The sequence below is a fragment of the Actinophytocola sp. genome (assembly GCF_036002505.1).
Classification (GTDB): domain Bacteria; phylum Actinomycetota; class Actinomycetes; order Mycobacteriales; family Pseudonocardiaceae; genus DASYTH01.
On record NZ_DASYTH010000450.1, the window covers coordinates 1 to 25,935 of the forward strand.

General features: G+C 71.4%; 23 protein-coding genes. 9 read left to right on the plus strand and 14 right to left on the minus strand.

Going from position 1 to position 25,935, the window contains the following annotated elements; translation table 11 throughout:
* Positions 1-237: 237 nt before the first annotated feature.
* The gene (locus VGR06_RS39725) at positions 238-1,146 is read right to left on the minus strand and encodes a DNA-3-methyladenine glycosylase 2 family protein (RefSeq protein ID WP_327564404.1); all 909 of its coding nucleotides are present in this window, start codon (positions 1,144-1,146) and stop codon (positions 238-240) included.
* Between the two features lie 67 nt (positions 1,147-1,213).
* On the opposite strand from VGR06_RS39725, the gene VGR06_RS39730 reads away from it, so the two are divergent.
* Positions 1,214-1,690 (plus strand): adenylyltransferase/cytidyltransferase family protein, encoded by a 477-nt coding sequence (locus VGR06_RS39730; RefSeq protein ID WP_327564405.1) that lies wholly within the window; start codon positions 1,214-1,216, stop codon positions 1,688-1,690.
* 97 nt (positions 1,691-1,787) lie between these two features.
* Positions 1,788-2,192 carry a hypothetical protein gene (locus VGR06_RS39735; protein ID WP_327564406.1) on the plus strand — a complete coding sequence of 135 codons (405 nt, stop codon included), beginning with the start codon at positions 1,788-1,790 and terminating at the stop codon, positions 2,190-2,192.
* A 153-nt stretch (positions 2,193-2,345) separates the two neighbouring features.
* Here VGR06_RS39735 and VGR06_RS39740 read toward each other — a convergent pair whose 3' ends face one another.
* From VGR06_RS39740 to VGR06_RS39750, 3 genes are all read right to left on the minus strand, one after another.
* Positions 2,346-3,194 carry a glycosyltransferase family 2 protein gene (locus VGR06_RS39740; protein ID WP_327564407.1) on the minus strand — a complete coding sequence of 283 codons (849 nt, stop codon included), beginning with the start codon at positions 3,192-3,194 and terminating at the stop codon, positions 2,346-2,348.
* 14 nt (positions 3,195-3,208) lie between these two features.
* A complete protein-coding gene (locus VGR06_RS39745) occupies positions 3,209-4,339 on the minus strand; it encodes a glycosyltransferase family 1 protein (protein WP_327564430.1) in 1,131 nt (376 codons plus the stop codon).
* Between the two features lie 72 nt (positions 4,340-4,411).
* Positions 4,412-5,485, minus strand: a complete 1,074-nt coding sequence (locus VGR06_RS39750) for a glycosyltransferase family 1 protein (RefSeq protein WP_327564408.1) — start codon at positions 5,483-5,485, stop codon at positions 4,412-4,414.
* 18 nt (positions 5,486-5,503) lie between these two features.
* Between VGR06_RS39750 and VGR06_RS39755 the strand changes: the two genes are divergently transcribed.
* The 3 genes from VGR06_RS39755 (at position 5,504) to VGR06_RS39765 (ending at position 10,100) form a co-directional block, all read left to right on the plus strand.
* Complete coding sequence (locus VGR06_RS39755; RefSeq protein ID WP_327564409.1) at positions 5,504-6,430, plus strand: glycosyltransferase family 2 protein; 927 nt, start codon at positions 5,504-5,506, stop codon at positions 6,428-6,430.
* A 66-nt stretch (positions 6,431-6,496) separates the two neighbouring features.
* Positions 6,497-9,025, plus strand: coding sequence for a glycosyltransferase (locus VGR06_RS39760; RefSeq protein WP_327564410.1), 2,529 nt, complete (start codon positions 6,497-6,499; stop codon positions 9,023-9,025).
* The gene (locus VGR06_RS39765; RefSeq protein ID WP_327564411.1) at positions 9,018-10,100 is read left to right on the plus strand and encodes a glycosyltransferase family 1 protein; all 1,083 of its coding nucleotides are present in this window, start codon (positions 9,018-9,020) and stop codon (positions 10,098-10,100) included. The genes VGR06_RS39760 and VGR06_RS39765 overlap by 8 nt, the downstream gene beginning before the upstream one ends.
* Here VGR06_RS39765 and VGR06_RS39770 read toward each other — a convergent pair.
* From VGR06_RS39770 to VGR06_RS39780, 3 genes are read right to left on the minus strand one after another with little or no spacing between them, the layout of a single operon-like run.
* Positions 10,097-10,489 (minus strand): hypothetical protein, encoded by a 393-nt coding sequence (locus VGR06_RS39770; RefSeq protein WP_327564412.1) that lies wholly within the window; start codon positions 10,487-10,489, stop codon positions 10,097-10,099. The genes VGR06_RS39765 and VGR06_RS39770 overlap by 4 nt on opposite strands.
* An 11-nt stretch (positions 10,490-10,500) precedes the next feature.
* Positions 10,501-11,877 (minus strand): hypothetical protein, encoded by a 1,377-nt coding sequence (locus VGR06_RS39775; RefSeq protein ID WP_327564413.1) that lies wholly within the window; start codon positions 11,875-11,877, stop codon positions 10,501-10,503.
* 47 nt (positions 11,878-11,924) lie between these two features.
* Positions 11,925-13,277, minus strand: a complete 1,353-nt coding sequence (locus VGR06_RS39780; protein WP_327564414.1) for a GNAT family N-acetyltransferase — start codon at positions 13,275-13,277, stop codon at positions 11,925-11,927.
* A gap of 551 nt (positions 13,278-13,828) precedes the next feature.
* Between VGR06_RS39780 and VGR06_RS39785 the strand changes: the two genes are divergently transcribed.
* Positions 13,829-14,863 carry an alcohol dehydrogenase catalytic domain-containing protein gene (locus VGR06_RS39785; protein WP_327564415.1) on the plus strand — a complete coding sequence of 345 codons (1,035 nt, stop codon included), beginning with the start codon at positions 13,829-13,831 and terminating at the stop codon, positions 14,861-14,863.
* Positions 14,864-14,988: 125 nt separating this feature from the next.
* Here the strand turns inward: VGR06_RS39785 and rfbD are convergent, their stop codons facing one another.
* A complete protein-coding gene (gene rfbD / locus VGR06_RS39790; RefSeq protein ID WP_327564416.1) occupies positions 14,989-15,885 on the minus strand; it encodes a dTDP-4-dehydrorhamnose reductase in 897 nt (298 codons plus the stop codon).
* A gap of 131 nt (positions 15,886-16,016) precedes the next feature.
* The gene (gene rfbB / locus VGR06_RS39795; RefSeq protein ID WP_327564417.1) at positions 16,017-17,009 is read right to left on the minus strand and encodes a dTDP-glucose 4,6-dehydratase; all 993 of its coding nucleotides are present in this window, start codon (positions 17,007-17,009) and stop codon (positions 16,017-16,019) included.
* A gap of 168 nt (positions 17,010-17,177) precedes the next feature.
* Between rfbB and VGR06_RS39800 the strand changes: the two genes are divergently transcribed.
* From VGR06_RS39800 to VGR06_RS39810, 3 genes are all read left to right on the plus strand, one after another.
* Positions 17,178-18,824, plus strand: a complete 1,647-nt coding sequence (locus tag VGR06_RS39800) for an LCP family protein (protein ID WP_327564418.1) — start codon at positions 17,178-17,180, stop codon at positions 18,822-18,824.
* 84 nt (positions 18,825-18,908) lie between these two features.
* Positions 18,909-20,279: an LCP family protein gene (locus tag VGR06_RS39805; protein ID WP_327564419.1), complete on the plus strand. Its 1,371-nt coding sequence runs from the start codon at positions 18,909-18,911 to the stop codon at positions 20,277-20,279.
* A gap of 11 nt (positions 20,280-20,290) precedes the next feature.
* Positions 20,291-20,998 carry a TIGR03089 family protein gene (locus VGR06_RS39810; protein WP_327564420.1) on the plus strand — a complete coding sequence of 236 codons (708 nt, stop codon included), beginning with the start codon at positions 20,291-20,293 and terminating at the stop codon, positions 20,996-20,998.
* Between the two features lie 142 nt (positions 20,999-21,140).
* Here VGR06_RS39810 and VGR06_RS39815 read toward each other — a convergent pair whose 3' ends face one another.
* From VGR06_RS39815 to VGR06_RS39835, 5 genes are all read right to left on the minus strand, one after another.
* Positions 21,141-21,605 (minus strand): MerR family transcriptional regulator, encoded by a 465-nt coding sequence (locus VGR06_RS39815; RefSeq protein WP_327564421.1) that lies wholly within the window; start codon positions 21,603-21,605, stop codon positions 21,141-21,143.
* 194 nt (positions 21,606-21,799) lie between these two features.
* Entirely contained in the window at positions 21,800-22,945 is a 1,146-nt protein-coding gene (locus VGR06_RS39820; RefSeq protein WP_327564431.1) for an acyl-CoA dehydrogenase family protein, read from the minus strand.
* Between the two features lie 96 nt (positions 22,946-23,041).
* Positions 23,042-23,548, minus strand: coding sequence for a 5-(carboxyamino)imidazole ribonucleotide mutase (purE, locus tag VGR06_RS39825; RefSeq protein ID WP_327564422.1), 507 nt, complete (start codon positions 23,546-23,548; stop codon positions 23,042-23,044).
* Positions 23,535-24,719 carry a 5-(carboxyamino)imidazole ribonucleotide synthase gene (locus tag VGR06_RS39830; protein WP_327564423.1) on the minus strand — a complete coding sequence of 395 codons (1,185 nt, stop codon included), beginning with the start codon at positions 24,717-24,719 and terminating at the stop codon, positions 23,535-23,537. Before VGR06_RS39830 ends, purE begins: the two co-directional genes overlap by 14 nt.
* The gene (locus tag VGR06_RS39835; RefSeq protein ID WP_327564424.1) at positions 24,709-25,908 is read right to left on the minus strand and encodes a glycosyltransferase 87 family protein; all 1,200 of its coding nucleotides are present in this window, start codon (positions 25,906-25,908) and stop codon (positions 24,709-24,711) included. Before VGR06_RS39835 ends, VGR06_RS39830 begins: the two co-directional genes overlap by 11 nt.
* Positions 25,909-25,935: the final 27 nt, after the last annotated feature.

The following is a 25,935-nucleotide window of genomic DNA, read 5'->3' on the forward strand; positions in this document are numbered from 1 at the left end:
GCTGCACCGTGGCGCCAGTCGTCAAGACGCTTGCTTATCCGGTTCAGTAGGAAAATTTTCCTGAACGGCTTCCTTACAGTGACTCGGACACCGTGCCGGGCTTAACTGGTTCAGGGCCTGGCGTCCCGAGCTGATGTGATCAAAGGGTGGGCGATGCCCTGAAGGTGACCTTCAGGGCGCTCAACGTCCTGAAGGCCCCCTTCAGGACATCGCCCACCGCCTCATTGACTCGGGACACTAGAGGGACCGGTAGTCGCGCGGGGCGAAGCGGGGACCGAAGCGGGGTTTGCGGAAGCCGCTCGCCTCGATGTAGCGGACCGCACGGTGGCGGTGCGGGGCGTACGGGGCGAGGACCTCGAGCATGCCGTCGTCGTCGAGCTTGTGGCCGAGCAGCGCGAAGCCGACGACCGAGGGGATGTGGAAGTCGCCGACGCTGACCGCGTCCGCGTCGCCCCAGGCGCGCTGGGCCACCTCCGCGGCGGTCCACACGCCGATGCCGGGGACCTTGCGCAGCAGCGCGCGGCCTTCCTCGCCGCGCAGCGCCACGGCATCCTCCAGCCGGTGTGCCACCTGGGCGGCGGCGATCAGCGTGCGCCGCCGCGCGCCGTCCACGCCGGCCCGGTGCCACTCCCAGTCGGTGATGCCGAGCACCGCGCGCGGGGTCGGCGGGGCGAACATCCCGGCCGGCGCGGGCCCCGGCGCCGGCGTGCCGAACCGGCGGCACAGCTCCCGCCACGAGCGCCGCGCCTCGAACCCGGTGACCTTCTGCTCCAGCACCGCCGCGACCAACACGTCCCACACCCGACCGACAGCACCCAGCCGCAACCCCGGCATCCGCCGCCGCACCTCGGCCACGATCGGGTGATGTGCCTGGAAGTCCGAGTCGTCGTCCTCCGCACCGAGCAGCGCCGGCACCCCGTCCAGCAGATCCGCCGCCCCCGGCCCCCAGGCCCGCGCCAGCACCTCGCTCCCGGACCGGCGCAGCGCCAGCGTGCCCACCCCGGCCGTGGTGTTGCCGGCCAGCCACACCGCGTCGGGTTCGCGCCGCAGCGCCGGATCGCCGGCCCCGCGGCGCAACGGCGCCAGCAGCGTGCTCACGTCCAGCGAGTAGTCGGGCGTCCAGGCGCGCTCGAGGGTCGCGGTCACGAGGGCGACGCTACCCCCGGCTAAGCTGGCAAGCCCCGGAACACGCGAGCCCATGGAGGACAGGACGATGACCCAGCCCCGGCGACCGGCGCAGGCCTCGATCGTCAGTGGCTACTTCAACCCGTTCCACCAGGGCCATCTCGACCTGTTCGAGGCCGCCCGGGAGCGCACCGGCTACCTGATCGTCATCGTCAACAACGACCGCCAGCAGGTCCTCAAGAAGGGCCGGGTGATCCAGGAGGAGGAGATCCGGGCCCGCATCGTCCGGGCGCTGCGCGTGGTCGACGACGTGTACGTCGCCGTGGAGGACGGGCCGGGCATCGACGGCACCTTCGACGTGATCCGGTCCGCGTACCCGGACACCGAGCTGCAGTTCTGCAACGGCGGCGACCGCCGCAACGTCGACGAGCTGCCCGTCGATGAGGCCAAAGCGGCCGCCCGCAACAACATCACGCTGTACTACGGCGTCGGCGGCACCGACAAGGCCGACTCGAGCACCCGGATCCTGGCGGCCATGGAGGCTACCCCGACCAGCGCCGGTTAGCCTCGGTGATCACCCGATTTCGTGTCTTCGGTGACGCAGTCGGTGGGAAGGGAATACCCTGGGCGAGACGAGCGGCCCGGGCAGGAAGGGCGACCTAATGGATCCCCGTGAGCGGGCGGACGCCACCCTGGCGCGGGCCCGTGCGCGTGGGGCGTTCGTGGTGACGCCGGAGAGCGCCATCTCGCCCATGGATGCCACCAGCACGCTGCAGATTCCGCGCTCCCTGGTGGCCGCCGTGGACAACGGCGACCCCGAGGCCACCATGGTGGTTCCGGCAAGCGCCGTCCGCGACGAGGCGCCGGCGATCACCCAGGAGGCCTCCACCCAGATGCTGGCCAGCCCCAGCCCGCGCAGAGCTCCCGAGGCACCCCGCACGGAGCCGCTGAGCTGGGCGCCGCCGCCCGCACCACCCCCAGAGCCCGAACACGTCGAAGGCCTCGTGCCGACGGTGAAGCCGGCACCCGCCCGCCGATCGAACCTCTCCCAACGCCTCGACGGCTAAGCCCAGCGTGTTGGCGTACCACGTCGCCATGTTTGCTTCTCACGTCGCCGTGTTGGCGCACCGCGTCATCGAGTTGGCTGTTCGCGCGCGCCAGGCGCCAACATGACCGCGTCACCAGCCAACATGGCGACGCCAGAGGCCAACACGCCGGGGTCAGCGGGTTTCGAGCTTGAGGCGGACGGCGAGGCCGGCGCGGACGGCCGCGCGTACCGGGGCCCAGCGCCAACCCCGGTGGCGGTCGGCGATGTAGCGGTGCGCGCTCTCGTGGTGGGCGGCGAGCATGGCAGCCGAGGCGCGGGCGGTGGAGTGGCCCTGTATGTGCACCACCTCGGCGGCGGGCACGTAGACGTTGAGCCAGCCGGCGCGGCCGAGCCGGTCGCCGAGGTCGACGTCCTCGAAGTACATGAAGTAGCGCGGGTCGAACCCGCCGGCCGAGTCGAACGCCTCCCGGCGCAGCAGCAGGCACGAGCCGGACAGCCACCCCGCGGTCCGCTCCACCACCTCGGTGTCGGACTGTTTGTAGGCCAGCGTCCACGGGTTGCGCGGCCACACCCGGCCCAGCACCGCGTGGCCGACTCCCTTGCCCAGCGAGGGAAGCAGCCGAGCGGACGGGTACGTGGCGCCGTCCGTGTCCTTGATCAGCGGGCCGAACGCGCCACCCCGCGGCCACCGCCGCGCCGCTTCCAGCAACGTGTCCAGCGCCCCGGCGCCCCACTCCAGATCGGGGTTGGCGACGACCACCCAGCCGTACTCCTCGCCGAGCGCCGCCACCCCCCGGTTGGCGCCCGCGCCGTACCCGAGGTTGCCCCCGGTACGCACCAGCGTCACGTTCTCCCGCTCGGCCGCCCGCTCCGGCGCCCCGTCCGTGGATCCGTTGTCCGCCAACACGACCCGCACCGGCCGCGTGGTGGCCTTGGCCAGCGTGTCGAGGAACGGCTCCAGCGTCTCACCGGGTGAGTAGGTGACGGCGACCACCGCCAGCTCGTCGCCATACTTGGTCACGGCACAGCATTCTGCTACCGGCCGCGGCGGTGCAGGACGTGGGCCCGGCTGTAGGCCTCGCGGTGTGCCTCGGCGCTGGCGGCCCAGGAGAACTCCTTGGCGCGGCGTTGGGCGGCGGCGGCGAGCGCGGCGCGCCGCGCGGAGTCGTCGAGCAGGTCGGTGAGCGCCGCGGCGATGTCGCCGGCCCCCACGCCGCAGTAGGCCACCGCGTCCCCACCGACCTCGGGCAGCGCCAGCCGGCGCGTGGTCAGCACGCTGACGCCGCAGGCCATCGCCTCCAGCACCGGAAGCCCGAAACCCTCGCCCAGGCTGGGATAGGCCACCAGCGAGGCGCCGCCGAGGAAGCCGGCGAGGTGCTCGAACGGGAGGTAGCCGGCGCGGATCACCCGGACCCGGTGCGGCACGTCGTCCAAGGCCCGCTCCACCTGGTGGTCCCAGCCGGGCTGCCCGGCGAGCACCAGTGCCATCGGGTCGGCGCGCCCGGTGCGCGCCGCGGCGAACCCGCGGATCAGCGCGGGCACGTTCTTGCGCGGCTCCAGCGCGCCGAGGAAGGCCACGTAGGGCAGTCCGGTCACGCCGATCAGCGCCCGCACGGCGCGCACCTCCTCCGGGGACGGCGGGTGGAACCGGTCGCTGTCCACGCCGTGCTGGATGATCGCCAGGCCACGCGGGTCGGCGCCGGCCACCCGCACCAGCTGGCTGGCGGTGGCCTCGCTGGGCACCACGCACATCGACGCCCGGGCGAGCGCGGTCCTGGTCCAGATCCGGAAGAACCGGGCCTTGATCGAGTGGTGCAGCGCGGCGTCGGTGAAGAACGTGGCGTCGTGCAGGGTGACCACGGACGCCGCGGGGTTCGCCAGCGCCGTGGTGTAGTGCGGGGAGTGCAGCACGTCCACCCCGAGCCGGCGCACCAGCCGGGGCAGCGTGGTCTGCTCCCAGGTCAGCCGGGAGGTTCTGGTCGCGATGGACTCCATCGCCGGCACCACCCGCGCTCCGGGCGCCAGCTCCCCGTACAGCTCGGCGTCCCGGGGCTGGCAGACCACGCTGACCGGGGCGCCGTCGGCGTCCAGCGCGGACACCAGCGAGTCGACGTACCGGCCCACCCCGCCGCGCTCCGCCGGCACGGCGGTGGCGTCGATCAGCACGTGGGGTTCCGGGGCCACGCAAGGGAGCCTACGACCGAAGCCGTTTCCCTTTTCGGGTAATCCGTAAGAACCTCACCGGAATGCGCGCACGTGCACTTTCCACACCGCGTCCGCCGCCGCTGACCAGGTGAAATCCGCCGCGCGGCGGCGGGCCTGCGCCACCAGCCCGGCGAGTTCGCCGCGGGCTGCCATGCACAGTGCGTCCGCCAGCGCGCCGGTGTCCCCCCGCGGGGTGACGACGGCGGCGCCACCGGAGACCTCGACCAGGGCCGGCACGTCGGAGTGCACCACCGGCAGGCCGAGTGCCATGGCCTCGAGCACCGGCAGCCCGAAGCCCTCGGCCAGGCTGGGTGCGGCCAGCACGGTTGCCCGGCGCAGCAGCAGCGCCAGCTCGGCGTCCGTGACCCGGCCGAGCAGGTGCACGCGGCCGGCGGGCAGCCCGTGCGCGGCCGCGACCGCCGGAAGGTCGACGCCGCCCCACCCTTGCGGGCCGGCGATCACCACCGGCAGGTCGGGGGCCTCGGGCCGGGCCATGGCCTCGACCAGCGTGCCGAGTCCCTTGCGCGGCTCGATCGTGCCGACCGCCAGCACGAACCCGTCCGGCAGGTCCGCCAGCCGCGCCACCTCCGCCGCATCGGGCTCGCGCCGCAGCACGTCCGGCACGCCGTGCCCGATCACGTGCACGGGTGCCGGGCCGGGGGCATGGTGGCGCAGCTCCGCGGCGACGGCCTCGGTGGGCACCACGACGGCGCTCGCCGTGCGCACGGCCCGGGTGATGGCCGCCCGGTGCCAGGCGGCACCGCGCGGGGTCAGCGTCTCCGGATGGGTGAACGGCACGGTGTCGTGCACGGTGACCACCAGGCCCCGCCGGGCGCGCGGCGGCGCGAGCGGAGTCGGCGCGTGCACCGAGTCGCCGCCCGGCCAGAGCGGCAGCCCGCGTTCCCAGACGGCGGTGAGTCCCCGGCGCGGCAACGGGATCCGCCGGGCGCCGGCGAGGCGTTCGCGGTGCCAGGCGGTGACGGTGGTGACGGTCCAACCCGGCGGCGCGGCCCGGGTGAGCGCGGCCAGCAGCTCGGCGGTGTAGCGCCCGGTCCCGCCCGGAACCGGCGCGCGCAGCTGCTCGGCGATCACCACGAGCTCCGGCACCGGCCCAGGGTACGGTCCATGGCCGTGACCGCCGCCGCCAGGAGCACCGTGATCGTGGTGACCTGGCGCGGGCGCGAGCACATCACCCGGTGCCTGGACGCGGTGGCGGCCCAGGATCATCCACATCGGACAGTCGTGGTGGACAACGCGTCGGACGACGGCACGGCGGGGCTGCTCGCGGCGCACCCCAGCCAGCCGGAGGTGCTCCGGCTGCCGGTCAACGCCGGCTACGCGGGCGGGCTTGCCGCCGCGCTGCCGATGATCGGCACCGAGTTCGTCGCCTGGCTCAACGACGACGCGGCGCCCGAGCCCGGCTGGCTGGCGGCGCTCGAGGACGCCCTGGACGCCGACCCGGCGGCCGGTGCGGTGAGCGCGCGGCTGGAGTCCCCGGACGGCGAGCCGACCTCGTTCGGCGTACGGCTCACCGGGCTCGGCTACGGCGCCGACGTTGTCGAGCCCGCCGAGGTGTTCGGGTTCTGCGGCGGGGCGGCGCTGCTCCGGACCGGCGCGCTCGCCGCGGCCGGCGGGGTCCCGGCGGGTTTCTTCTGCTACTACGAGGACACCGACACGTCGTGGCGGCTGCGGCTGGCCGGCTGGACGGTGCGGTCGGCGCCGGCCGCGCGGGTCCGGCACGTGCTCGGCGCGAGCACCCGGCCGGGCTCGCCGGCGTTCCACCGGTGGAACGAGCGCAACCGGCTGCTCATGCTGATCCGCTGCGCCCCGGCCCTGGTCGCGGCGCGCGAACTGGCCCGGTTCGCGGTGCTCACCGCGGTGCTGCCGGTCCGCCGGCACGTCCCCGACGCGCAGAACTTCCGGCTGCGGCTGCGGCTTCTGGTGCTCGCCGAGGTCGCCGCCCGGCTGGGCCCGACCGTCCTGCAGCGCCTGCGGATCGGCCGGCGCTCGACCGTCGGGCGCCGTGCCGTCTGGCACACATTCGCCGGTTGATCGCACACCGGTGGAAGCGATAGGGCACGCTATGCACAAACGACAGTCGAAGTCGAAGGAGTGCGTGTGCCCGACCCGGCGCTGCTGCCGACCATCTCGGTGATCGTGGTCAACTACCGCGGCGCGGACGACACCCTGAACTGCCTGCGCGCGCTCCGGGACGAGCTGGACTACCCGGCCGGGTCACTGCAGATCATCTGCGTGGACAACGACTCCGGAGACGGCAGCGCCGAGCGGATCGGCGCGCTGGACGGCGTGGAGCTGGTGAGGGCGCCGGCGAACCTGGGCTTTGCCGGCGGCTGCAACCTGGGTGCCAGACACGCCGCCGGCACGGTGCTCGCGTTCCTGAACAACGACGCCCGCCCGGATCCCGGCTGGGCGGCCGCCGCGGTCGAGGTGCTGCGGGACGAGCCGGCGGTGGCCGCGGTGGCCAGCCGGGTGCTCGACTGGGACGGCCGCACGATCGACTTCGTCGACGCCGGGATGACCTGGTTCGGCATGGGTTACAAGCGGCACGCCGGCGAGCCGGCGGAGGGCCATGACCGCCCGAGAGACGTGCTGTTCGCCACCGGCTCGGCGATGTTCGTCCGGGCCGGGGTGTTCCGCGAGCTCGGCGGGTTCGACGAGCGGTTCTTCATGTTCTACGAGGACGTCGACCTCGGCTGGCGGCTGAACCTGCGCGGCTGGCGGGTGCGCTACGAGCCGCGCTCGCTGGCCTACCACCGCCACCACGCCTCGGTGTCCACAGTGGACACGCCGGACGGTGCCCGGGAGTGGTACCTGCTCGAGCGCAACGCCCTGGCCACGCTGTACAAGAACTTCTCCGACGCGACCCTGGCCGCCGTGCTGCCCGCGGCGCTGGCCCTGACCGTGCGCCGGGCCACCGCGCGCGGCGAGCTCGACCCGACCCAGCTGGAGATCGTGCACCGGACCGCGGACGAGTCGTCCACCGTGCCGGTGCCGAAGACCACGCTCGCCGGGGTGCTGGCCGTGGACCGGTTCGTCGAGCTGCTGCCGTCCCTGGCCGCCTCCCGCAAGGTCGAGCAGGCCGCCCGGGTCCGGTCCGACGCCGACCTGATCCCGTTGATGCGCAAGGCGATGGAGCCGGCGTTCCCGCTGCCGCGGTACCTGGCCGCGCACGACGTGCTGGTCGACGTGTTCGGCATCGCGGACGTGTTCGACACCCAACGACGCGTCCTGGTGCTCACCGGGGACGCCCTCGGCGAGCGGATGGCCGGCCCGGCGATCCGCGCCTGGCACATCGCCGACGTGCTCGCCGCCGAGCACGACGTCCGGTTGATCACCACGAACCCGGTCTGCGTGCCGCCGGAGGCGCCGTTCACCGTGCGGCGCGCCAACCGCATGCAGCTCGCAGTGCACGTGGACTGGGCGGACGTGGTGGTGCTGCAGGGCCACACGATGGAGTTCGTGCCGGGCCTGAAGAAACGCGGCTCACGCAAGATCGTGGTGTGCGACATGTACGACCCGATGCACCTGGAACTGCTGGAGCAGGGCCGGGAAGCCGGGGCGGCGGACACCGACGAGCAGCGGCACATCAACCTCAGCGCGGTCAACCGGGTGCTCAACACCCAGCTGCGGCGCGGGGACTTCTTCCTGTGCGCCTCCGAGCGGCAGCGGCACTTCTGGCTGGGGCACCTGGCCGCGCTCGGCCGGCTCACCCCGTCGCTGTACGACAGCGACCCGACCGTGCGCTCGCTGCTCGCCGTGTCGCCGTTCGGCCTGTCCGGCAAGGCACCGCGGCGCACCGGTTCCCCGATCCGGGACGGGATCGAGGGAATCGGCGAGCAGGACCGGATCGTGCTGTGGGCCGGCGGGGTGTACAGCTGGCTGGACCCGCTCACCCTGCTGCGCGCGGTGGAACGGCTTTCCGCCCGCCGCAACGACATCCGGCTGGTGTTCCTCGGCATGCGGCACCCCAACCCGGAGGTGCCGGACATGGACGTGAGTGTCCAAACAAGACAGCTGGCCGGGCGTCTCGGACTGACCGGCAAGCACGTGTTCTTCAACGAGAGCTGGGTACCCTACTCCGAGCGGCAGAACTGGCTGCTGGACGCGGACTGCGGGGTGATCACGCACTTCGAGCACATCGAGACCACGTTCGCCTTCCGCACCCGGGTGCTCGACTACCTCTGGGCGGGGCTGCCGATCGTCACCACCGACGGCGACTCGTTCGCCGACCTGGTGCGCGAGGAGGGGCTCGGCGTGGTGGTGCCCGCCGAGGATCCGGTGGCGCTGGCGAACGCGCTGGAGCGGGCGCTCTACGACGAGGACTTCGCCCGCTCGGCCCGGGAGCGGATCGCGGTGGTGCGCGAGCGGTTCACCTGGGAGACCGCGCTGGCGCCGCTGATCGCGTTCTGCCGCAACCCGGTACCGGCGGCCGACCGGCTGCCTGGTGCGGAACCCTTGGTGCGTAACCGTTCCCTGCCGCCGACCGAGGCGGTGCGCCGGGACCTGGCCCGGGCCCGCCAGTACCTCGACGACGGCGGCGCGGCGGAGCTGGCCAAGCGGGCGGCCGGCCGGGTACGCCGGGTGGCGCGGGAGCTGTGGAGCCGGCGGAGCGGGCCCGATGACTAGCGGCACGTTGCGCGTTCTGATCGACGGCACACCGTTGCTCGGTCCGCGCACCGGCATCGGCCGGTACACCGCGGCGCTGGCCGAGGAGCTCGCCTCGATGTCCGATGTGGACATGCGAGCGGTGGCGTTCACGTTGCGCGGCTGGCGAAAGCTCCGCCGGGTGCTGCCGCACGGCTCACTGGCCCGGGGCATGCCGGTGCCTGCCCGGCTGCTGCGCTGGTGCTGGCTGCGTGCCCCGTTCCCCCCGGTGGAGCTGTTCGCCGGGTTCACCGACGTGGTCCACGGCACCAACTTCGTGCTCCCGGCGGCGTTGCGTGCGGCCGGCGTGCTGACCATCCACGACCTCGCGTTCCTCGACAGCCCCGACGATCTCCCGCCGAGCGACGCCCGGCTGCCGGAGCTGGTGCGCCTGTCCGCCCGGCGCGCCTCCGTGGTCTGCACCGCCACCCAGGCCGTCGCGGACACCGTGATCGAGCGCCTCGACGTGCCCGCCGACAAGATCGCGGTGACCCCGCTCGGCGTCGACCCCGCCTGGTTCACCGCCCGCCCGCCGAGCGAGGCGCTCGCCCGCCGGGTCGGCCTCCCGTCGGAGTATCTGCTCTTCGTCGGCGCCGCCGGCCCCCGCAAGGCCCTCGACTGGCTGCTCAAGGCGCACGAGGTCACCCCCGGCCTGCCGCCTCTGGTCCTCGTCGGCCCCGGCCACACCGCCGCCTCCGACCGCGTCCGCGCCGTCGGCTACCTGTCCGATGTGGACCTCCGCTCGGTGGTCGCCGGCGCCTCCGCCCTCGTCCTCCCGTCCCGCGACGAAGGCTTCGGCCTCCCCGTCCTCGAAGCCCTGGCCTGCGACATCCCCGTCGTCTGCTCCGACGTCCCCGCCCTCCGCGAGGTGTCCGGCGGACACGCCACCCTCGTCCCCTTCGGCGACTTCGAAGCCCTCGGCGCCGCCCTCACCTCCGCCCTGGCATCCCCCTTGCCCCTCACCACCCTCGCCCTGCGCCGCGCCCACGCCGCCGAGTTCACCTGGCACCGCTGCGCCGAGCTCACCGTCGACGCCTACCACCGCGCCGCCGGCTAAGCATCCGTGCCGCGGCGGGCGCGCCGCCGCAGACCTGCGGAAACCGCCAGCGTCACCAACGTCACCCCGGTGACGATCGACCAGATGACCACCAGCATCCCGGCGGCCGGGCTGAGCTGGGCCCCGCAGAACCGCCCGCCCGCTGCGACGAAGATGACCACGTACCCGCCAATGGTCACCGCCGACAGGCCGGCCACGAGCCACGAGAGGCGCCTGGCCCGCCGAACCGCCGCGGTGGCCTGGGCGAACCCCGTCTGTGGTCCCGTCCTCGGCCTGGTCATGGTCACGTCGAACGGGAAAAACACCAGCCCCGTCGCCGATACACCGAGCCCGACCAGCACACCTTGGACGACCGGAGCACCCGCGGCACACCACAGCGCACCGGCCATGCCGGACATGGTCAGCCGGTCCGGAGGTAGAAGGTCAGCGGAGAATGATCCTCACCTGGACGGCCGAAGATGTTCGACGGCGAGAAGTAGTTCGGGGTGGCCGTCGGGTACCTACACCGCTCCACCCTGCCCAGCAGGCGTGCGGGAAGGTCACGGGCGTGGTCGTTTCCCGCCCGCGCCGCTTCGGCGGCGAGCTCGACCGCAGCGTCGAGCACGGCAACGCACAACTTGGCCCCGTCCCGCACGCTGCGGGGATGCAGTGCGACGGCACCGCCGAGGAAATAGGCGACGTTTGGTCCCACCAACTCGTACAGGGCATGCAGGTGCCCGGGATGGACGCCGCCGGCAATGGTGGGCATGGGCCAACCGCGCGTGATCATCTCGTCGTAGCGGCGCGCTGCGCGTGACCAACCCTCCGAGTGGGCTCCCCAGATCGGGCGGCGCTCGTTGGGAAAGGTCGGGCGGCCACCGGGGTAGACGATGTCGGCTCCGCTGAGCGCGAGCAGATCGGTCCAGGTCCGCGGCCCGATCGCCGATGACAGCTGACTTCGGAGCAGCGGGTAGGACGTGACGATCGGCGACCGCCCCCGCGCCGCCGACCGGATGGACTGCAGGCTGGTCAGCCCGTCAAGCCCGCCGTCCACCTTCAGCACCGGCGGCCCGTACGGGGACAGTGTGCTCACCCAGGCGCTCGCCATGCCGACGAGCTTGGGTGTCGGAGTCGAGAGGTTCGGCGAGAAGGCGGTGCGGTGCGGGCCCACCAGCGCCGCCTCGACACCGAGCTCGAGCCATTTTTCGATGGGCGCCGCCGAAAGCGCGAGGCTTCTGGTGTCCAGTTCGACGATGTTGAATCCCGTGCCGAGCACGTCAAGGGTGAGCTGCCGGATCTCGGCGAAGGTGGGACCGACCCTGGGCTTGAGCGAGAATGCCAGCAGCGGTTTGCCCGTCGGGAGGCGGAAGGCCGCCCGTATCGACCGGATGTCATGTGCTGAGCCGCGGAACTGGTTGATGGCGGTGGCACGCAGACCGTCGGGTAAGTCGATGCTCGACACGTTCACGTTCAACCACTGACAGCCAGAGACCTCGGTCGGGAAGATGTCCCCGGACAGCAGGTTCACCAGGTGCTGCAACCCACCGTTGCCCACCGGGAACAGTTCGGCCGGCAATCCGAGGTCGAAGTCGACCTTGGCGTAGGAGCCGCTGGGTTCCCATTTGTCGTTCGACAGGCGGGCGCGCAGCCGCTCCATCGGCCGCAGGTGCCGCGGATACTCATCGAACGAGCCCTCGACGGCGTTGGCGACGCACTGCTTGATCGACGCCTCGATCGCGTTCCCGCTGGGAACCTTGCCGCCCTGGCTGAGACGTGCCGAGACATGAACCACTATCACGCTTCACTCGCCCTCGACCTGCCCCCACATTCCCACGCACGGTGCGGCTACCTGCCGGAAGGTTTCAGTACGAACACCACGATACCCAGCTTCTCCTTGTCGGGTGGATAGATGGTGCGGAGCAGTCGCAACGCCTCGTGCGAGTCGGTCCCGGGCAGAATCCGATCGATGTCCTCATGGCTGAGCAGGTCGGCAAAACTGTCGTAGTTGCGAACGTCGGCGACGTCGCACAGCATGGTGCTGGTCCGGGAGAAGAGTTTCAACTGATCACCGGTCCGAATGGATCGGACGTGGTCGTAGCCGACCCGAACCTCAAGGGTCTTCTGACCCTTCGCAATCATGTCCAAGTAGGACTCACGGATTCTCAACCTCTTCAACAGCGCGTCCTTGCCTAGGGGACACCCCCATTGCTGGGTGACGACGGCGTCACTGTACGCGCCGGGCAGCAACGCCTCGAACTCCCAGCCGGCCTCCTGCAGGACCGCCACCTCACCTGGGTCGGGAGCGATGTGCACATACACTTTCCGTCCACGCTCAGCGAGCAGTTCCGGGAGATCCACGATCAGCGCTCGGAAGGCGTCCGCGTCCGCGGCGGCGATCGGCATGACCTTGACGGCGTCACCTTTCTTGCGAGTCAATATCGCCGCACCCCGGTGCCGACCAAGCCGGTCTTTCGCGCCGAACACCCAGGTCGGTTCACAGTGGACACTGACTCCGGCGCGAAGCGACTCGAGCCAGTCCACATCCGCGCCGTCGACGTGCCCGGCGATGCCGTCGAGCAGCAGGCTGCGGGCAAGCAGCCAGTCGTGGTTGTCGGTGACCTCGGCAACGGAGATCAACCCTGCACGGTCGGACTCATCTTCGGGCGGGCAGAGCGACCGCCGCAGGAGGATCTCCGTATGCCCGTCCTTGTACTGCCCTTCGGAGCGGCCACAGTCCACGAAACCGCACTGGCGAAAGAACGCCAGCGCGTCGTGATTCTCCTTGGCGACCGTGCAGTAGAGCTGGCGTGCGCCTGCCTTGCGCGCTTCGTCCTCGGCGGCGTTCAGCAGCGTGGCGCCGAGGCCGCGATTGCGGTGGTTGCTCGGGTACAGGATCAATGGGCTGATCTTGCAGGTGGCCTGGCGCTTGAAGACCAGGTTGAGCAGCCCGACCCGTTGCCCTCCCTGCCAAAGGACCATGAGAAGTTGCCGGGTGGACAGCAGGCCGCGCAGATCCTCGCCGCCGGCGAGATGCGTGTCGACCAGCCGGCGAGCGTGGGCAGCATGATCGCCTCCATAGAACGGACGCAACGCGTGCTCGAATGCCTCGATCACGTAGGCCGTGTCGGCGGCGCTGGCATTCCGTACCAGCGGTGGCATCTGACCGGTCAGGTCGGCTTCATCGTTGCCGGGCAACATGGCGTTGATCTCAATTCAGCCGCGCGCTGTTGGGAACAAATTGTCGCACAGCCGGGCCGGTCATCTCCAGAAGCGGCACACATTGGCACGTAATGGGGCGCCCACTTAAAGCACCATCCGTAACCCTGGCCCGAACCAACGGAATCGATTGGGTGACGGCTCGCCCACACGTGGGTGACGGGCACCGCATCCGTGGTGCGCAATCGGGGTATGACCCGACTTCTGACCGGTCGGAGTGCACACATGGATGGGGGGCGAGATCAACAATTTCAACCGATCGACTGAGTTCGACACCGATCTCAAGATCAGGAATGCACGGCCGGCCGGACACCGGGCCGGAGCGAGAATCAGTCCGCAGACCGAATCGCTGATGTCCCATTGCTGTCAACCCCCGGCACGCGCCGCCGCCGGCGAACTCGGCCTCGACGCACGCCGGGACGGCTTCCCACTGGCCTAGCATGGCCGACGAACGAGAAGGAGGTCGGCAACGGATGGTGATGGTGCGGGCAGCTGTGGTGGCGGGGCGGGATGCTGCGGTTGAGGTGCGGGAGGTGACCCTGCCGGAGCCGGCGGACGGCCAGGTGCGGGTGCGGGTGGCGGCCGCGGGGATCTGCCATTCGGACCTGTCGATGGTGAACGGGACACTGCGGCCGTCGTTTCCGTTGATGTTGGGGCATGAGGCGTCGGGTGTGGTCGCCGGGGTGGGGGCCGGCGTGACGAACGTGCGTCCGGGTGACCGGGTGGTGGTGAACTGGGCGCCACCGTGCCGGCGGTGCTGGTTCTGCCTGCACGGGGAGCCGCAGCTGTGCAAGGCGGTCGAGGGCATCGCCAGCGTGCCGGGCGGCGGCACCCTGGAGGACGGGTCGGAGGTGCACCGGGCGCTCGGCGTCGGGGCGTTCGCCGAGGAGGTGGTGCTGTCCAGCACCGGGGTGGTACCGCTGGCGGACGGGGTGCCGCTGGACGTGGCGGCGCTGCTCGGCTGCGCGGTGCTGACCGGCGTCGGTGCCGTGCGCAACACCGCCCGGGTCCGCGCCGGCGAGTCGGTCGTGGTGATCGGCCTCGGCGGCGTCGGCCTGTCCGCGATCGCCGGCGCCCGGCTGTCCGGGGCCGGCCCGATCATCGCGGTGGATGTCTCCCCGGACAAGGAGAAGATCGCCAGCGCCGCCGGTGCCACCCACTTCATCGCCGCGCATGACAAGCAGGCCAAGGACATCCGCGCGCTGACCGGCGGGCGCGGCGCCGACCACGCCTTCGAGTGCGTGGGCCGCTCCACCACCATCCGGGCGGCCTGGTCCTGCACCCGCCGCGGCGGCCAGGTCACCGTGGTCGGCGTCGGCCGGCTCGACGACGAGGTCACCCTCAGCGCCCTGGAGATCTACCACTTCGCCCGCACCATCGCGGTCTCCGTCTACGGCTCCGGCGACGCCGACCGCGACATCCCCTGGCTCGCCGAGCAGATCACCCTCGGCCACCTCAACCTCGAACCCCTGGTGTCACACCGGATCGGCCTCGACGGCGTCAACGACGCCTTCCGCCGCATGGAATCCGGCATCGGCGCCCGCTCACTGCTGGTGTTCGGTGCCTGATTGGCTCGCTCCGCTCGCGTGAGCGGGCCGTGACGCGATGTCTTCCTTCGTGCGCTGCTCGGTCGCTCGTTCCTCGCTCCCTGCGCTGCTCCTCAGTCCAGACACCGCCGGCCCGCTCGAAACTCCTAGACCAGTGAGGGAAACGCCGTAGCCAAGGCGGATCGCCAGTCCGGCAACGGGGTGAGGCCCGCCGCCTGCCAGGTCTTGTTGGACAGCACGGAGTACGCCGGGCGCGGCGCCGGGCGCGGGAACTCGTCGGTGGTACAGGGGCGCACTCGCGAAGGGTCGGCCCCCAGCTCCTCGAACACCGCGCGGGCCAGGCCGTACCAGGTGGTTTCGCCGGTGCCGGTGCAGTGCAGCAGCCGGGTGTCCGGTGCGGCACCGGTGCTCACCCGGCGGGCCAGCTCGAGCAGGCCCCGGGCCAGGTCTGCGGTCCACGTCGGCGAGCCGCGCTGATCGTCCACAACGGACACCGGGTCGTCGGACCCGGCGAGCCGGATCATGGTGCGCACGAAGTTGCGGCCGAAGGCGCCGTACACCCAGGCGGTGCGGACCACCCAGGCACGCGCGCCGGAACCGAGCACGGCCTCCTCACCGGCCAGCTTCGTCTGCCCGTACACCGAGCGCGGCCCGACCGGATCGTCCACTTCGTACGGACGGGTGCCGTCGCCGGGGAACACGTAGTCGGTGGAGACGTGGATCAACGGCACGCCGCGGGACGAGCAGGCGGCGGCCAGCACCCGCGGTCCGTCCGCGTTCACCGCGAACGCCCGCGCCCGGTGCGTCTCGGCGTCGTCCACCGCGGTGTACGCCGCCGCGTTGACCACCACCGGGGCCAGCCCGGCGGCGCGCGCCTCGTCGACCAGGGCGGTCACCGCCTCGACCACGGCCCCGGCCTGGGTCAGGTCCAGGGTGGCACACCCCGGCGCGCGCACCAGCACTCCGTCACCCGCCAGCGCCGCCAGTTCCCGGCCGAGCTGGCCCGCGCCGCCGGGCACCAGGACGGCGATCCCATCGGACACGGTGTCTCCCAGTTCGCTCCCGCGAGGCCGCAGATGCTGTCGCCTTCCCTCGTCCGCTGCTCGGTGCTCGTTCCTCGCACCTGCGCTGCTCCCCAGTCCAGGCGACAGCGCGGCCTCGCTCCCGCTCACGATCAGGCTCCCGGCAGTGCGGCCGCTTCCTTCAGCGAACCCCACCAGGACCGGTTGTCCCGGTACCACCGAACGGTGCCGGCCAGCCCCTCGTCGAACGGCACCAGCGGCTCGTACCCCAGCTCCGTGGTGATCTTGGTGATGTCCACCGAGTAGCGCCGGTCGTGCGCCTTCCGGTCGATCACCGGCTGGATCATCGACTCGTCCGCGCCCAGCGCCGCGACCAGCCGGTGGGTCAGCTCCCGGTTGGTGATCTCGGTGCCGCCGCCGATGTTGTAGATCTCGCCCGGCCGCCCCAGGTCCGCCACCAGCTGGATGCCCCGGCAGTGATCGTCCACATGCAACCAGTCGCGCACGTTCAGCCCGTCGCCGTAAAGCGGAACCTTCTTGCCGTCCATCAGGTTCGTCACGAACAGCGGGATGACCTTCTCCGGGAACTGGTAGGGCCCGTAGTTGTTGGAGCACCGGGTGATGCACACCGGGAGCCCGTGCGTGCGGAAGAACGAGCGGGCCACCAGGTCGGAGGAGGCCTTGGACGCCGAGTACGGCGAGTTCGGCTCCAGCACGTGGGTTTCCGGCCACGAGCCGTGCTCGATCGAGCCGTACACCTCGTCGGTGGACACGTGCACGAACTTCCGCACCCCGGCGTCCACCGCGGCCTGCAGCAGCGTGTGCGTGCCGAGCACGTTGGTGAGCACGAAGTCGGCGGCACCCAGGATCGAACGGTCCACATGCGACTCCGCGGCGAAGTGCACGACCAGGTCGACGCCCGCCATCAGCTCGCCGACCAGCGCCGCGTCACAGATGTCGCCCTGCGTGAAGCGCAGCCGCGGGCTGCCCGCCACCGGCTCGAGGTTCGCCAGGTTGCCCGCGTAGGTGAGCTTGTCCAGCACGACCAGCTCGGCGTCGGCCACGCTCGGGTAGGCGCCGGACAACGCCTTCCGCACATAGTTGGACCCGATGAACCCGGCCCCGCCGGTCACCAGCACTCGCATGGTCCTACCCCTCATCCGCGTCACGCCCGCCCATCGCTCACCCAACCGCGAGTGTTTCACGCCGGACAACCGGTACGGCCGCCACCGCGTACTACAGGTAGCAGCGGTTTAACACCGAGATCAGTATTGTCGGTGGTCCGGGGCGGGCCGGGGACGGGGAGAGCACGCGTGGACGAATCTGCGCAGGAGATCGCGGAGGAACCGGACGCGGGCGGGTCTGATCAGGCCGCGTCGCGCTCGCGCCGCGTCTGGCTGCGCCAGGTCGGCCTCGGCACCGGCCGGACGCTGGCCGCCCTCGTCTCGGTCGGCGTGCTCGGCACCATGGGTTACGGCTGGTGGGCGTTCGGTGACGTGGACGAGGCCACGGTCACCACCGACGTGATCGATCCGCAGGTGGCCGAGGCGGACAACCACCACGTCCCGCTCGACGGCGCGGTGGACATGCTGCTGGTCGGCATGGACAGCCGCACCGACGCCTACGGCAACCCGCTGCCCAAGGCGGTCATGGACCTGTTGCACGCCGGCATCAACGACGGCGAGCGCAATACCGACACCATGATCCTGGTGCACATCCCGGTGGACGGCACCCGCGCGGTGGCGTTCTCCTTCCCGCGCGACTCCTGGGTGGAGATCGCCGGCGGGTTCGGCAAGCACAAGCTGAACTCGGCGTTCGCCTACGCCTACAACAACGCCCGCGGCAAGCTCAACCGGACCGTGACGGACAGCAAGGAGCTCGAGGCGCAGGCGGCCGCCGTCGGCCGGAAGAACCTGATCGCCACGGTCGAGCAGCTGATCGGCAATGCGGTGACCATCGACCGGTACGCCGAGGTGAACCTGGCCAGCTTCTACGAGATCACCCAGGCCATCGGCGGCGTCGACGTGTGCCTGAACGCGCCCGTGGACGAGCGGAAGTCGGGCGCGCGGTTCCCGGCCGGCCGGCAGACGATCTCCGGCGCGCAGGCGCTTTCCTTTGTGCGCCAACGTTACGAGCTGCCCAACGGCGACCTGGACCGGATCGTGCGCCAGCAGGTGTTCCTCGGCGCGCTCGCCGGGAAGGTGCTCTCCGCGGACATGCTGACCAGCCCCACCAAGGTTCGCGAGCTGATCAGCGCGGTGCAGCGGTCGGTGGTGCTCAGCAAGGGCTGGGAGCTGTCCACGTTCGCCGCCCAGATGCAGGGCCTGTCCAGCGGGAACATCGACTTCTACACGATTCCCACGCAGGGCGCGGCCAAGATCGGCGGCGCGGACGTGATCCGGGTGGATCCGGCCGAGGTGCACCAGTTCGTGGCCGCGCTCACCAACGACGGCACCTCGGAGCGCAACGACTCCCCCGACCTGGGCACGACGCCGGGCCCGACCGGCACCACGACCACCACGCGGACACCGGTCACGACCACCACCCCGCCGGCCGTGACCCCGCCGGCGCTGCAGCCCGGCTCGATCACCGTCGACGTCCGCAACGCCGCGCAGACCAGGGGCCTGGCCGGGACGGTGGAGGACCGGTTGGTGCGCCTCGGTTTCCGGCGCGGCACCACCGGAGACGCGGCGGTGCAGGCGGTTTCCGTGATCCAGTACCCGTCCGGCGAGCAGTACAGCGCCCAACTCGTGGCAAACGCGCTCGGCCAGCAGCTCGCGTTCGAGCCCGACCTGAGCCTGACCCCGGGACACGTTCGGGTGATTCTGGGCACGGATTACCCGACCGTGCAGCCGCAGGGCTTCGCCGCCCGGGCGCCGACCACCTCGAGCCCGCCGGCCACGACCAGCACCAACCAGCCCACGCCCATCGTCGCCGGCAGGTTGACCTGCGTGAACTAGATCGCTGAGCCGGCCGGCGCAATCCCTCCGGCCCGGGCTCGCGGTTCGTTAGCCTTGTCGTGGACGGGTTTCAGGGAGGTGCGGGTGGACGCGGAGCGGGGCTGGTTCGATGGCACCGTCGAGCCGTCCCCGGAGCCCGTGCCCGATCTGGAGTCGGCGCCGACCGAGTTCACCCCGGCCGTCGGCACGGTCCTCGACGACGAGTCCGCCGACGTCACCGAGGAAGATGCCGGCGAAGCCGACGAGGCCGGCACAGCTGAGCCGGACGAGCCACCGCCGCGCCGGCGCCCACCGGCCCTGCTGATCACCGGTCGGGCCCTGCTCGCGCTGGTGTCCGCGGCCACGCTGGTGGCCATGGCCCTGCTCTGGGCCAGGGTGGACCAGATACAGAGCAGCGTGAACACCACCGACGCGCTGGCCGAGGCCCAGAAGCAGCCGGACGCACCGCCCCCGGACGACGGGGCGAACGACATCCTCATCGTCGGCAGCGACACCCGAACCGACCTGCAGGGCAACCCGCTGCCCGCCCGGATCGTCAAGCAGGAGCTGCGCACCGACCCCACCGACGGCACGCTCAACACCGACACGCTGATCCTGCTTCGCCTGTCCCGCAACGGAGGCCGAAGCGTCGCCGTGTCAATCCCGCGAGACACCTCGGTGCCGGCACCGAACCTGGGCAAGGACCAGAAGGTCAACGGCGTGTTCGGGATCACCAAGGAGAAGGCGCTCGAGCAGATGCGCCGCGAGGGCGTGAAGGACCGGGCGAAGCAGGAGCGGGACTCGGACAGCGCCGGCCGCGCGGCGCTCATCCAGTCCGTGCAGCTGCTCACCGGGGTGCGGATCGACCACTACACCGAGATCACGCTGTACGGCTTCTACCTGCTCACCAAGGCTATCGACGGCGTGGACGTGTGCCTCAACCACGCCACCAGCGACCCGGACTCGGGCGCGAACTTCCGCAAAGGCCCGCAGACCGTCCGCGGCGCCGATGCGGTTTCCTTTGTGCGCCAACGCAAGAACCTGCCGCGCGGGGACCTGGACCGGATCGTGCGGCAGCAGACGTTCCTGGCCTCGGCGATGAACAAGGTGCTCTCCGGCGGCACCCTCACCGACACCGGCAAGCTCAACGCGCTCGCCGACGCGGTGTCCAAGTCCGTGGTCATGGATCCGGGCCTGCAGTTCCTGGACCTGGTCAACCAGGCACAGGCGCTGGCCAACGGCCAGGTCGGGTTCGTGACGATCCCGGTCACCGGCGTCGGCGCGCGCAACGACCGCGGCCAGAGCATCATCACCGTCGACATCCCCGCGGTGAAGGCCTACATCGCGGCCCTGATGTCGGGGACACCGCCGCCGGCCGCGCCTCCCCCACCGGAGGCGCCGGGCCTGCGCGGCAAGCCCCTGCTGAACCTTTCGGGCCTGCGGGCAGCCGCCTACGCCGTCCCCTGTATCGACTGACGGGAGCACCGTTGAGCATCACCGAGGCCCTGCTCGGACCGCTGCGGGCGGCCGCCCCGTCCCGCCCGCTGATCACCCACTACGACGACGCCGCCGGCACCCGCGTCGAGCTTTCCGTTGCCACACTGGCAAACTGGGCGGCCAAGACGGCTAACTGGCTGACCGCCGAGCACGACCTCGAGCCCGGCGACCCGGTGGCCGTGCTGCTTCCCGCGCACTGGCAGGCCGCCGGCATCCTGCTCGGCGCCTGGTGGTGCGGCGCGACGGTCACCAATGGCCGTGGTGACGCGCGGGTCGTGTTCGTGCCGCCCGGTGTCGCCGCCAGTGGCGCGGAAGCCGTCGCGGTGGTGTCCCTGGACCCCATGGGCCGCGACCTCGGCTCGCCTGACGGCGTCGTCGACTTCGTCGCCGAGGCCCGCCTGCACGGCGACGACTTCGTTGCCCTGTCCGAGGTTCCCGGCAGCACACCGGCGCTGCTCGAATCCACAGTGGACGAAGTATTGGCGACCGCCCGCGAACGCGCGGCCACACTGGAGATCTCACCGGGTGCCCGCGTTCTTTCCACTGTGGACTGGACGTTCCCGGAAGGGGTCACCGACAGCCTGCTGGCCGTGCTCGCCGGCGGCGGCTCCCTGGTTCAGGTCACGCATGCGGATCCGGCCAAGCTGCCGGGCCACCGGGCGGCCGAGCGCACCACCGTCGAGCTGACCGAACCGTGACCTCATGAGCACGAGACGAGCCAGCCGTGTCTCGCGCCGGCGCAGTCATGATGCGCGCTCACGAAGCCGACCGAGCCGAACTCCTGCGCGGTGACCCCGGCGGGCGCCTCGCCGCGGTCATCCTCTGGCTCAGCAGCAGCCGCTACCGCACCCGCAACCGATCACGTCGTCGCACATCGAGCTCCACCTCCTTCCCGTTCATCGGTGGACACCAGGACCCCGGGCTCACATCGGGACAGCCGCCGTCCGGCAACGAGGCCAGCGTGCGGGTCAACTCCGCCCGCAGCGCGGTCAACCTCGTCAGCTCGTCGTCCAACTCCTCGATGTGCCGGCGCAGCAGGTGCTCAGCCGGCTCACACGGACACACCCCGGTATCCCTGACTTCCAGCAGCTCCGCGATCTCCCGCAACCGCAACCCGAACCGCTGGCACCCCTGGATGAACCGCACCCGGTCAACCGCGTCCGCCGGGTAGATCCGGTAACCGGCCCCCGTCCGCGGCGGCGGCTTCAGCAACCCGGCCCGCTCGTAGTACCGGATCGTGTCCGGCCGAACCCCCACCACCCCGGCCAGCTCCGCAACCCTGAGTCCCGCCTCCGCACTCGTCACGGTGTCGACGGTAAACCTTGGAGCGCACTCCAAAGTCAAGCCAGCGCTACCCGCCAGACCGGAAAATCCAGGAAGTGGTTGCCGAACCGCTCCTGCGACTCCAGAATCTCCCGCGGGTCCGCCTGCCCCCGGATGACCTTGAACAAGTGCGGTGAACGACGCTTTCATCACGCCCAGCGCGAGGAAAGACGCGTTCATCGCACCTTGAGCAGGTGGCGGGCCATGACCAGGCGCTGGATCTGGTTGGTGCCTTCGTAGATCTGAGTGATCTTGGCGTCGCGCATCATGCGTTCTACGGGGAAGTCCTGGGTGTAGCCGGCGCCGCCGAAGAGTTGGACGGCGTCGGTGGTGACGGACATGGCGGTGTCGGACGCGAAGGTTTTGGCGGCGCTGGATTGGAAGGAGGCGTTGGGGGCGCGGCGTTCCACGGCGGAGGCGGCGGCGTAGACCAGGTGGCGGGCGGCTTCGATGCGCATGGCCATGTCGGCGAGCATGAACTGGATGGCTTGGAAGTCGGCGATGCGGCGGCCGAACTGTTTGCGTTCTTTGACGTAAGCCACCGCGGCGTCCAGGGCGCCTTGGGCGATGCCGAGGGCTTGGGCGCCGATGGTGTGGCGGGTGTGGTCGAGGGTGGCAAAGGCCAATCGGAGACCCTGGCCGGGTTGGCCGATGATGCGGTCCGCTGGAATTGTGCAGTCCTCGAAGTAGATTTCGCGGGTGGGGGAGCCTTTGATGCCGAGTTTGCGTTCCTTGGGGCCGACCACGAAACCGGGGTCGTCGGCATGGACCATGAACGCGGAGATGCCGTCGGCGGGTTTGGCGGCCGACGGGTCGGAGACGGCCATGACGGTGTACCAGGTGGACTCGCCGGCGTTGGTGATCCAGCACTTGGTGCCGTTGAGGACCCACACGTCCCCGTCCAGCACGGCGCGGGTGCGCATCGCGGCCGGGTCGGAGCCGGCCTCGCGCTCGGACAGCGCGTAGGACGCCAGGGCGCCGGCGGCGATGTCGGGCAGCACCAGGCGCTTCAGCTCCGGAGAACCGCCGAGGATCAGGTTCATGGTGCCGAGCTTGTTGGCCGCGGGGATCAGCGACGAGGACGCGCAGACCCGCGCGACCTCCTCGACCACGATGTTGGCGGCGACCGCGTCCGCACCCTGCCCGTCGTACTCCTCGGGGATGTGCGGCGCGCTGAAACCGGCCTTGGCCAGCGCGTTGTTCGCCTCGACCGGGAACCGCGCGTGCTCGTCGACGTCGGCCGCGTACGGCGCGATCTCCTTCTCCGCGAGCGCCCGGACGGCCTCGCGCAACGCCTCGTGCTCCTCGCCGAGCTGGTACAACTCGTACACCCGTCCGACCTCCGCTCGCACCCGCCGCCGCGGCCCATGTTAGCGGTCGTTTACTAGGACGTCCGGGTGAGTTCCGGCACCAGGCCCTCACGACTCCAGCGACAACCGCAAAGCCTCGTCCTTTTGAACCACGAGCCGCTGGAGGCCGGCTTGAAACTCGGCGATGCGGTCCCGCAGCGCCGGGTCGGAGGCGGCCAGCACGCGCACCGCGAGCAGCCCCGCATTCCGTGCGCCACCAACGGAAACCGTGGCCACCGGGACCCCCGCCGGCATCTGCACGATGGACAGCAGCGAGTCCAGCCCGTCCAGGTATTTCAACGGCACCGGCACGCCGATCACCGGCAGCACCGTCGCCGAGGCCACCATCCCGGGCAGGTGCGCCGCGCCCCCGGCCCCGGCGATGATCACCCGCAGCCCCCGCCCGGCGGCGTCCCGGGCGTACTCGAGCATCCGAAACGGGGTGCGGTGCGCGGAGACCACGCTCACCTCGTACGGCACCCCGAACTCCGCCAGCGCGTCGGCGGCCGCCCGCATCACCGGCCAGTCCGAGTCGCTGCCCATGATCACGCCGACCACAGGATCAGTGGATGTCATAACCGTCCAGCCATTCGCCGTGGGAAACCCAGTGCGCCGCCAGCCGCGCGCGTTCCCGCACCTCGGCCATCGAACGGCCGAGCATCGTCACGTGCCCGATCTTGCGCCCCGGCCGCTCCTGCTTGCCGTAGTAGTGCACGTGCGCGTCCCGGAACCGGGCGAACAGGTGGTGCAGCCGCTCGTCCGCCCCCCTCGCCGGAGCCGACGGCGCACCGAGCACGTTCGCCATGACCACCGCCGGCGCCAGCACGTCCGTCGCACCGAGCGGGTAGTCCAGCACCGCCCGCAGGTGTTGCTCGAACTGCGAGGTGCGCGCGCCCTCGATGGTCCAGTGCCCCGAGTTGTGCGGGCGCATGGCCAGCTCGTTCACCACGACACCCGCGGCCGTGTCGAACAGCTCCACCGCCAGCACCCCCACCACTCCCAGCTCGTCGGCCACCCGCAGCGCCATCTCCTGCGCCGCCGCGGCACTCTCCGCGGAGAGCCCCGGAGCGGGCGCCAGCACCTCGACGCAGATCCCGTCCGACTGCACGGTCTCCACCAGCGGCCAGCACGCCCCCTGCCCGAACGGCGACCGCGCCACCAGCGCGGCCAGCTCCCGCCGCATCGCCACCCGTTGCTCCACCAGCAGCGGCGTACCCGCCTCCAGCAGCCGGGGCACCACGGATCGCGCCTCGTCCGCATCGGAAAGCATCCACACACCGCGCCCGTCGTACCCGCCCCGGCAGGCCTTGAGCACGCACGGCCACCCGTGCGCGTCGCCGAACTTGACCACCTCGGCGACCTCGGACACCGCGGCGAACTCCGGCACCGGCACGCCCAGCGCCGCCAGCTTCTCCCGCATCACCAGCTTGTCCTGGGCGTGCACCAGCGCGTCGGGTCCGGGATGAACGGTCACGCCCTCGGCCACCAGCGCACGCAGGTGCCCGGTGGGCACGTGCTCGTGGTCGAACGTGAGCACGTCGCACCCGTGCGCGAACGAGCGCAGCGCGGCCAGGTCGGTGTGCGCGCCGATCACCACGTCCGGGGTGACCAGCGCCGCGGGGTCGGCCACCGACGCCGCCAGCACGTGCAGCGACTGGCCGAGCGCCACGGCGGCCTGGTGGGTCATCCTGGCCAGCTGCCCGCCGCCGACCATGCCCACGACGGGAAAACCGGTCCTAGGGTCCACGATCAGGGGAGAGTACCGGCAGCCGGACCAGCACAAACGCGCCGGCTATGAGGTACACGCTGCCGGGCACGAAGTCCACCGGCGACCATTGCAGCGCGGGCCCGACGCCGAGGATCAGCAGCAGGCCGAGGACGAACACGGCGACGAGGGCGCCGGGACCGGCCAGCACGCGGAGCCGGGCCCGGCCCGCCGGCAGCGGCTCGGGCAGCCGGGCCAGCAGGTACACGACCAGCGGCACCGCCCACACCCAGTGGTGCGTCCAGGACACCGGGCTCACCAGCAGCCCGAAGAACGCGGTCATCAGCAACGCCGGCACCTCCTGGCCGCGCCGGTGCAGCCGGCGCACGGCCAGCGCGACCGGAACGGCCAGCAGCGCGCCGATGGCCAGCGCCACGGTCAGCGACCACGGCGCGCGGTCGGTCAGCCGCAGCATCAGCCCGTTCAGCGACTGGTTGACGCCCCAGTGGATCGGACCGGTGCGCTCGGGGTCGAACACCGCGTCGGACCAGTACCGGGCGACGTCGTGCGGGATCACCAGCAGCAGCAACGCCTGCAGGCCGGCGAACGTCCCCGTGGCGCGCAGCGCGTCGGCCCACCGGCGGGTCAGCAGCAGGTACGGCACGAAGATCAACGGGGTGAGCTTGACCGCCGAGGCCGCCCCGATGAGCACCCCGGAAAAGCGCGAACCCTTGAGCACCAGCACGTCCAGCACCACGAACGCCATCAGGACCAGGTTGATCTGCCCGAGCAGGATCGTGCGGCAGACCGGCTCGAAAGCGATGAACAGCACCGGAAGCAGCACCGTGGCCCGGGCCGGGGTCAGCCACGACGGCCGGTGCGGCAGCGCGCCGGCGACCACCCGGACCACCAGCACCAGGCTGAGCATCGACACGACGGCGAGCAGGCCCCAGGAGACCTGGGTGGGAAACAGCGCCATCGGGGTGAACAGCAGTGCCGCGATGGGTGGGTAGGTGAACGGCAGCCGCGCCCAGGACGGCTGCGCGGACAGCGACATCGCGTCGTAGAGCGGCTCGCCGTGCAGCAGGGCCACCGCCCCGGACCGGTACACGGTGCTGTCCACCCCGAGCGGCCAGTCGATCAGCCAGCCCACCACGCCGAGCAGCAGCAACACCGCCGGCGCCACGAGAACCCCGGGCCTCGTCCGGATACGCAGGGGCGCCAGGGTCACGGTCCTCAAGGTTAGCCATGGCCTGGT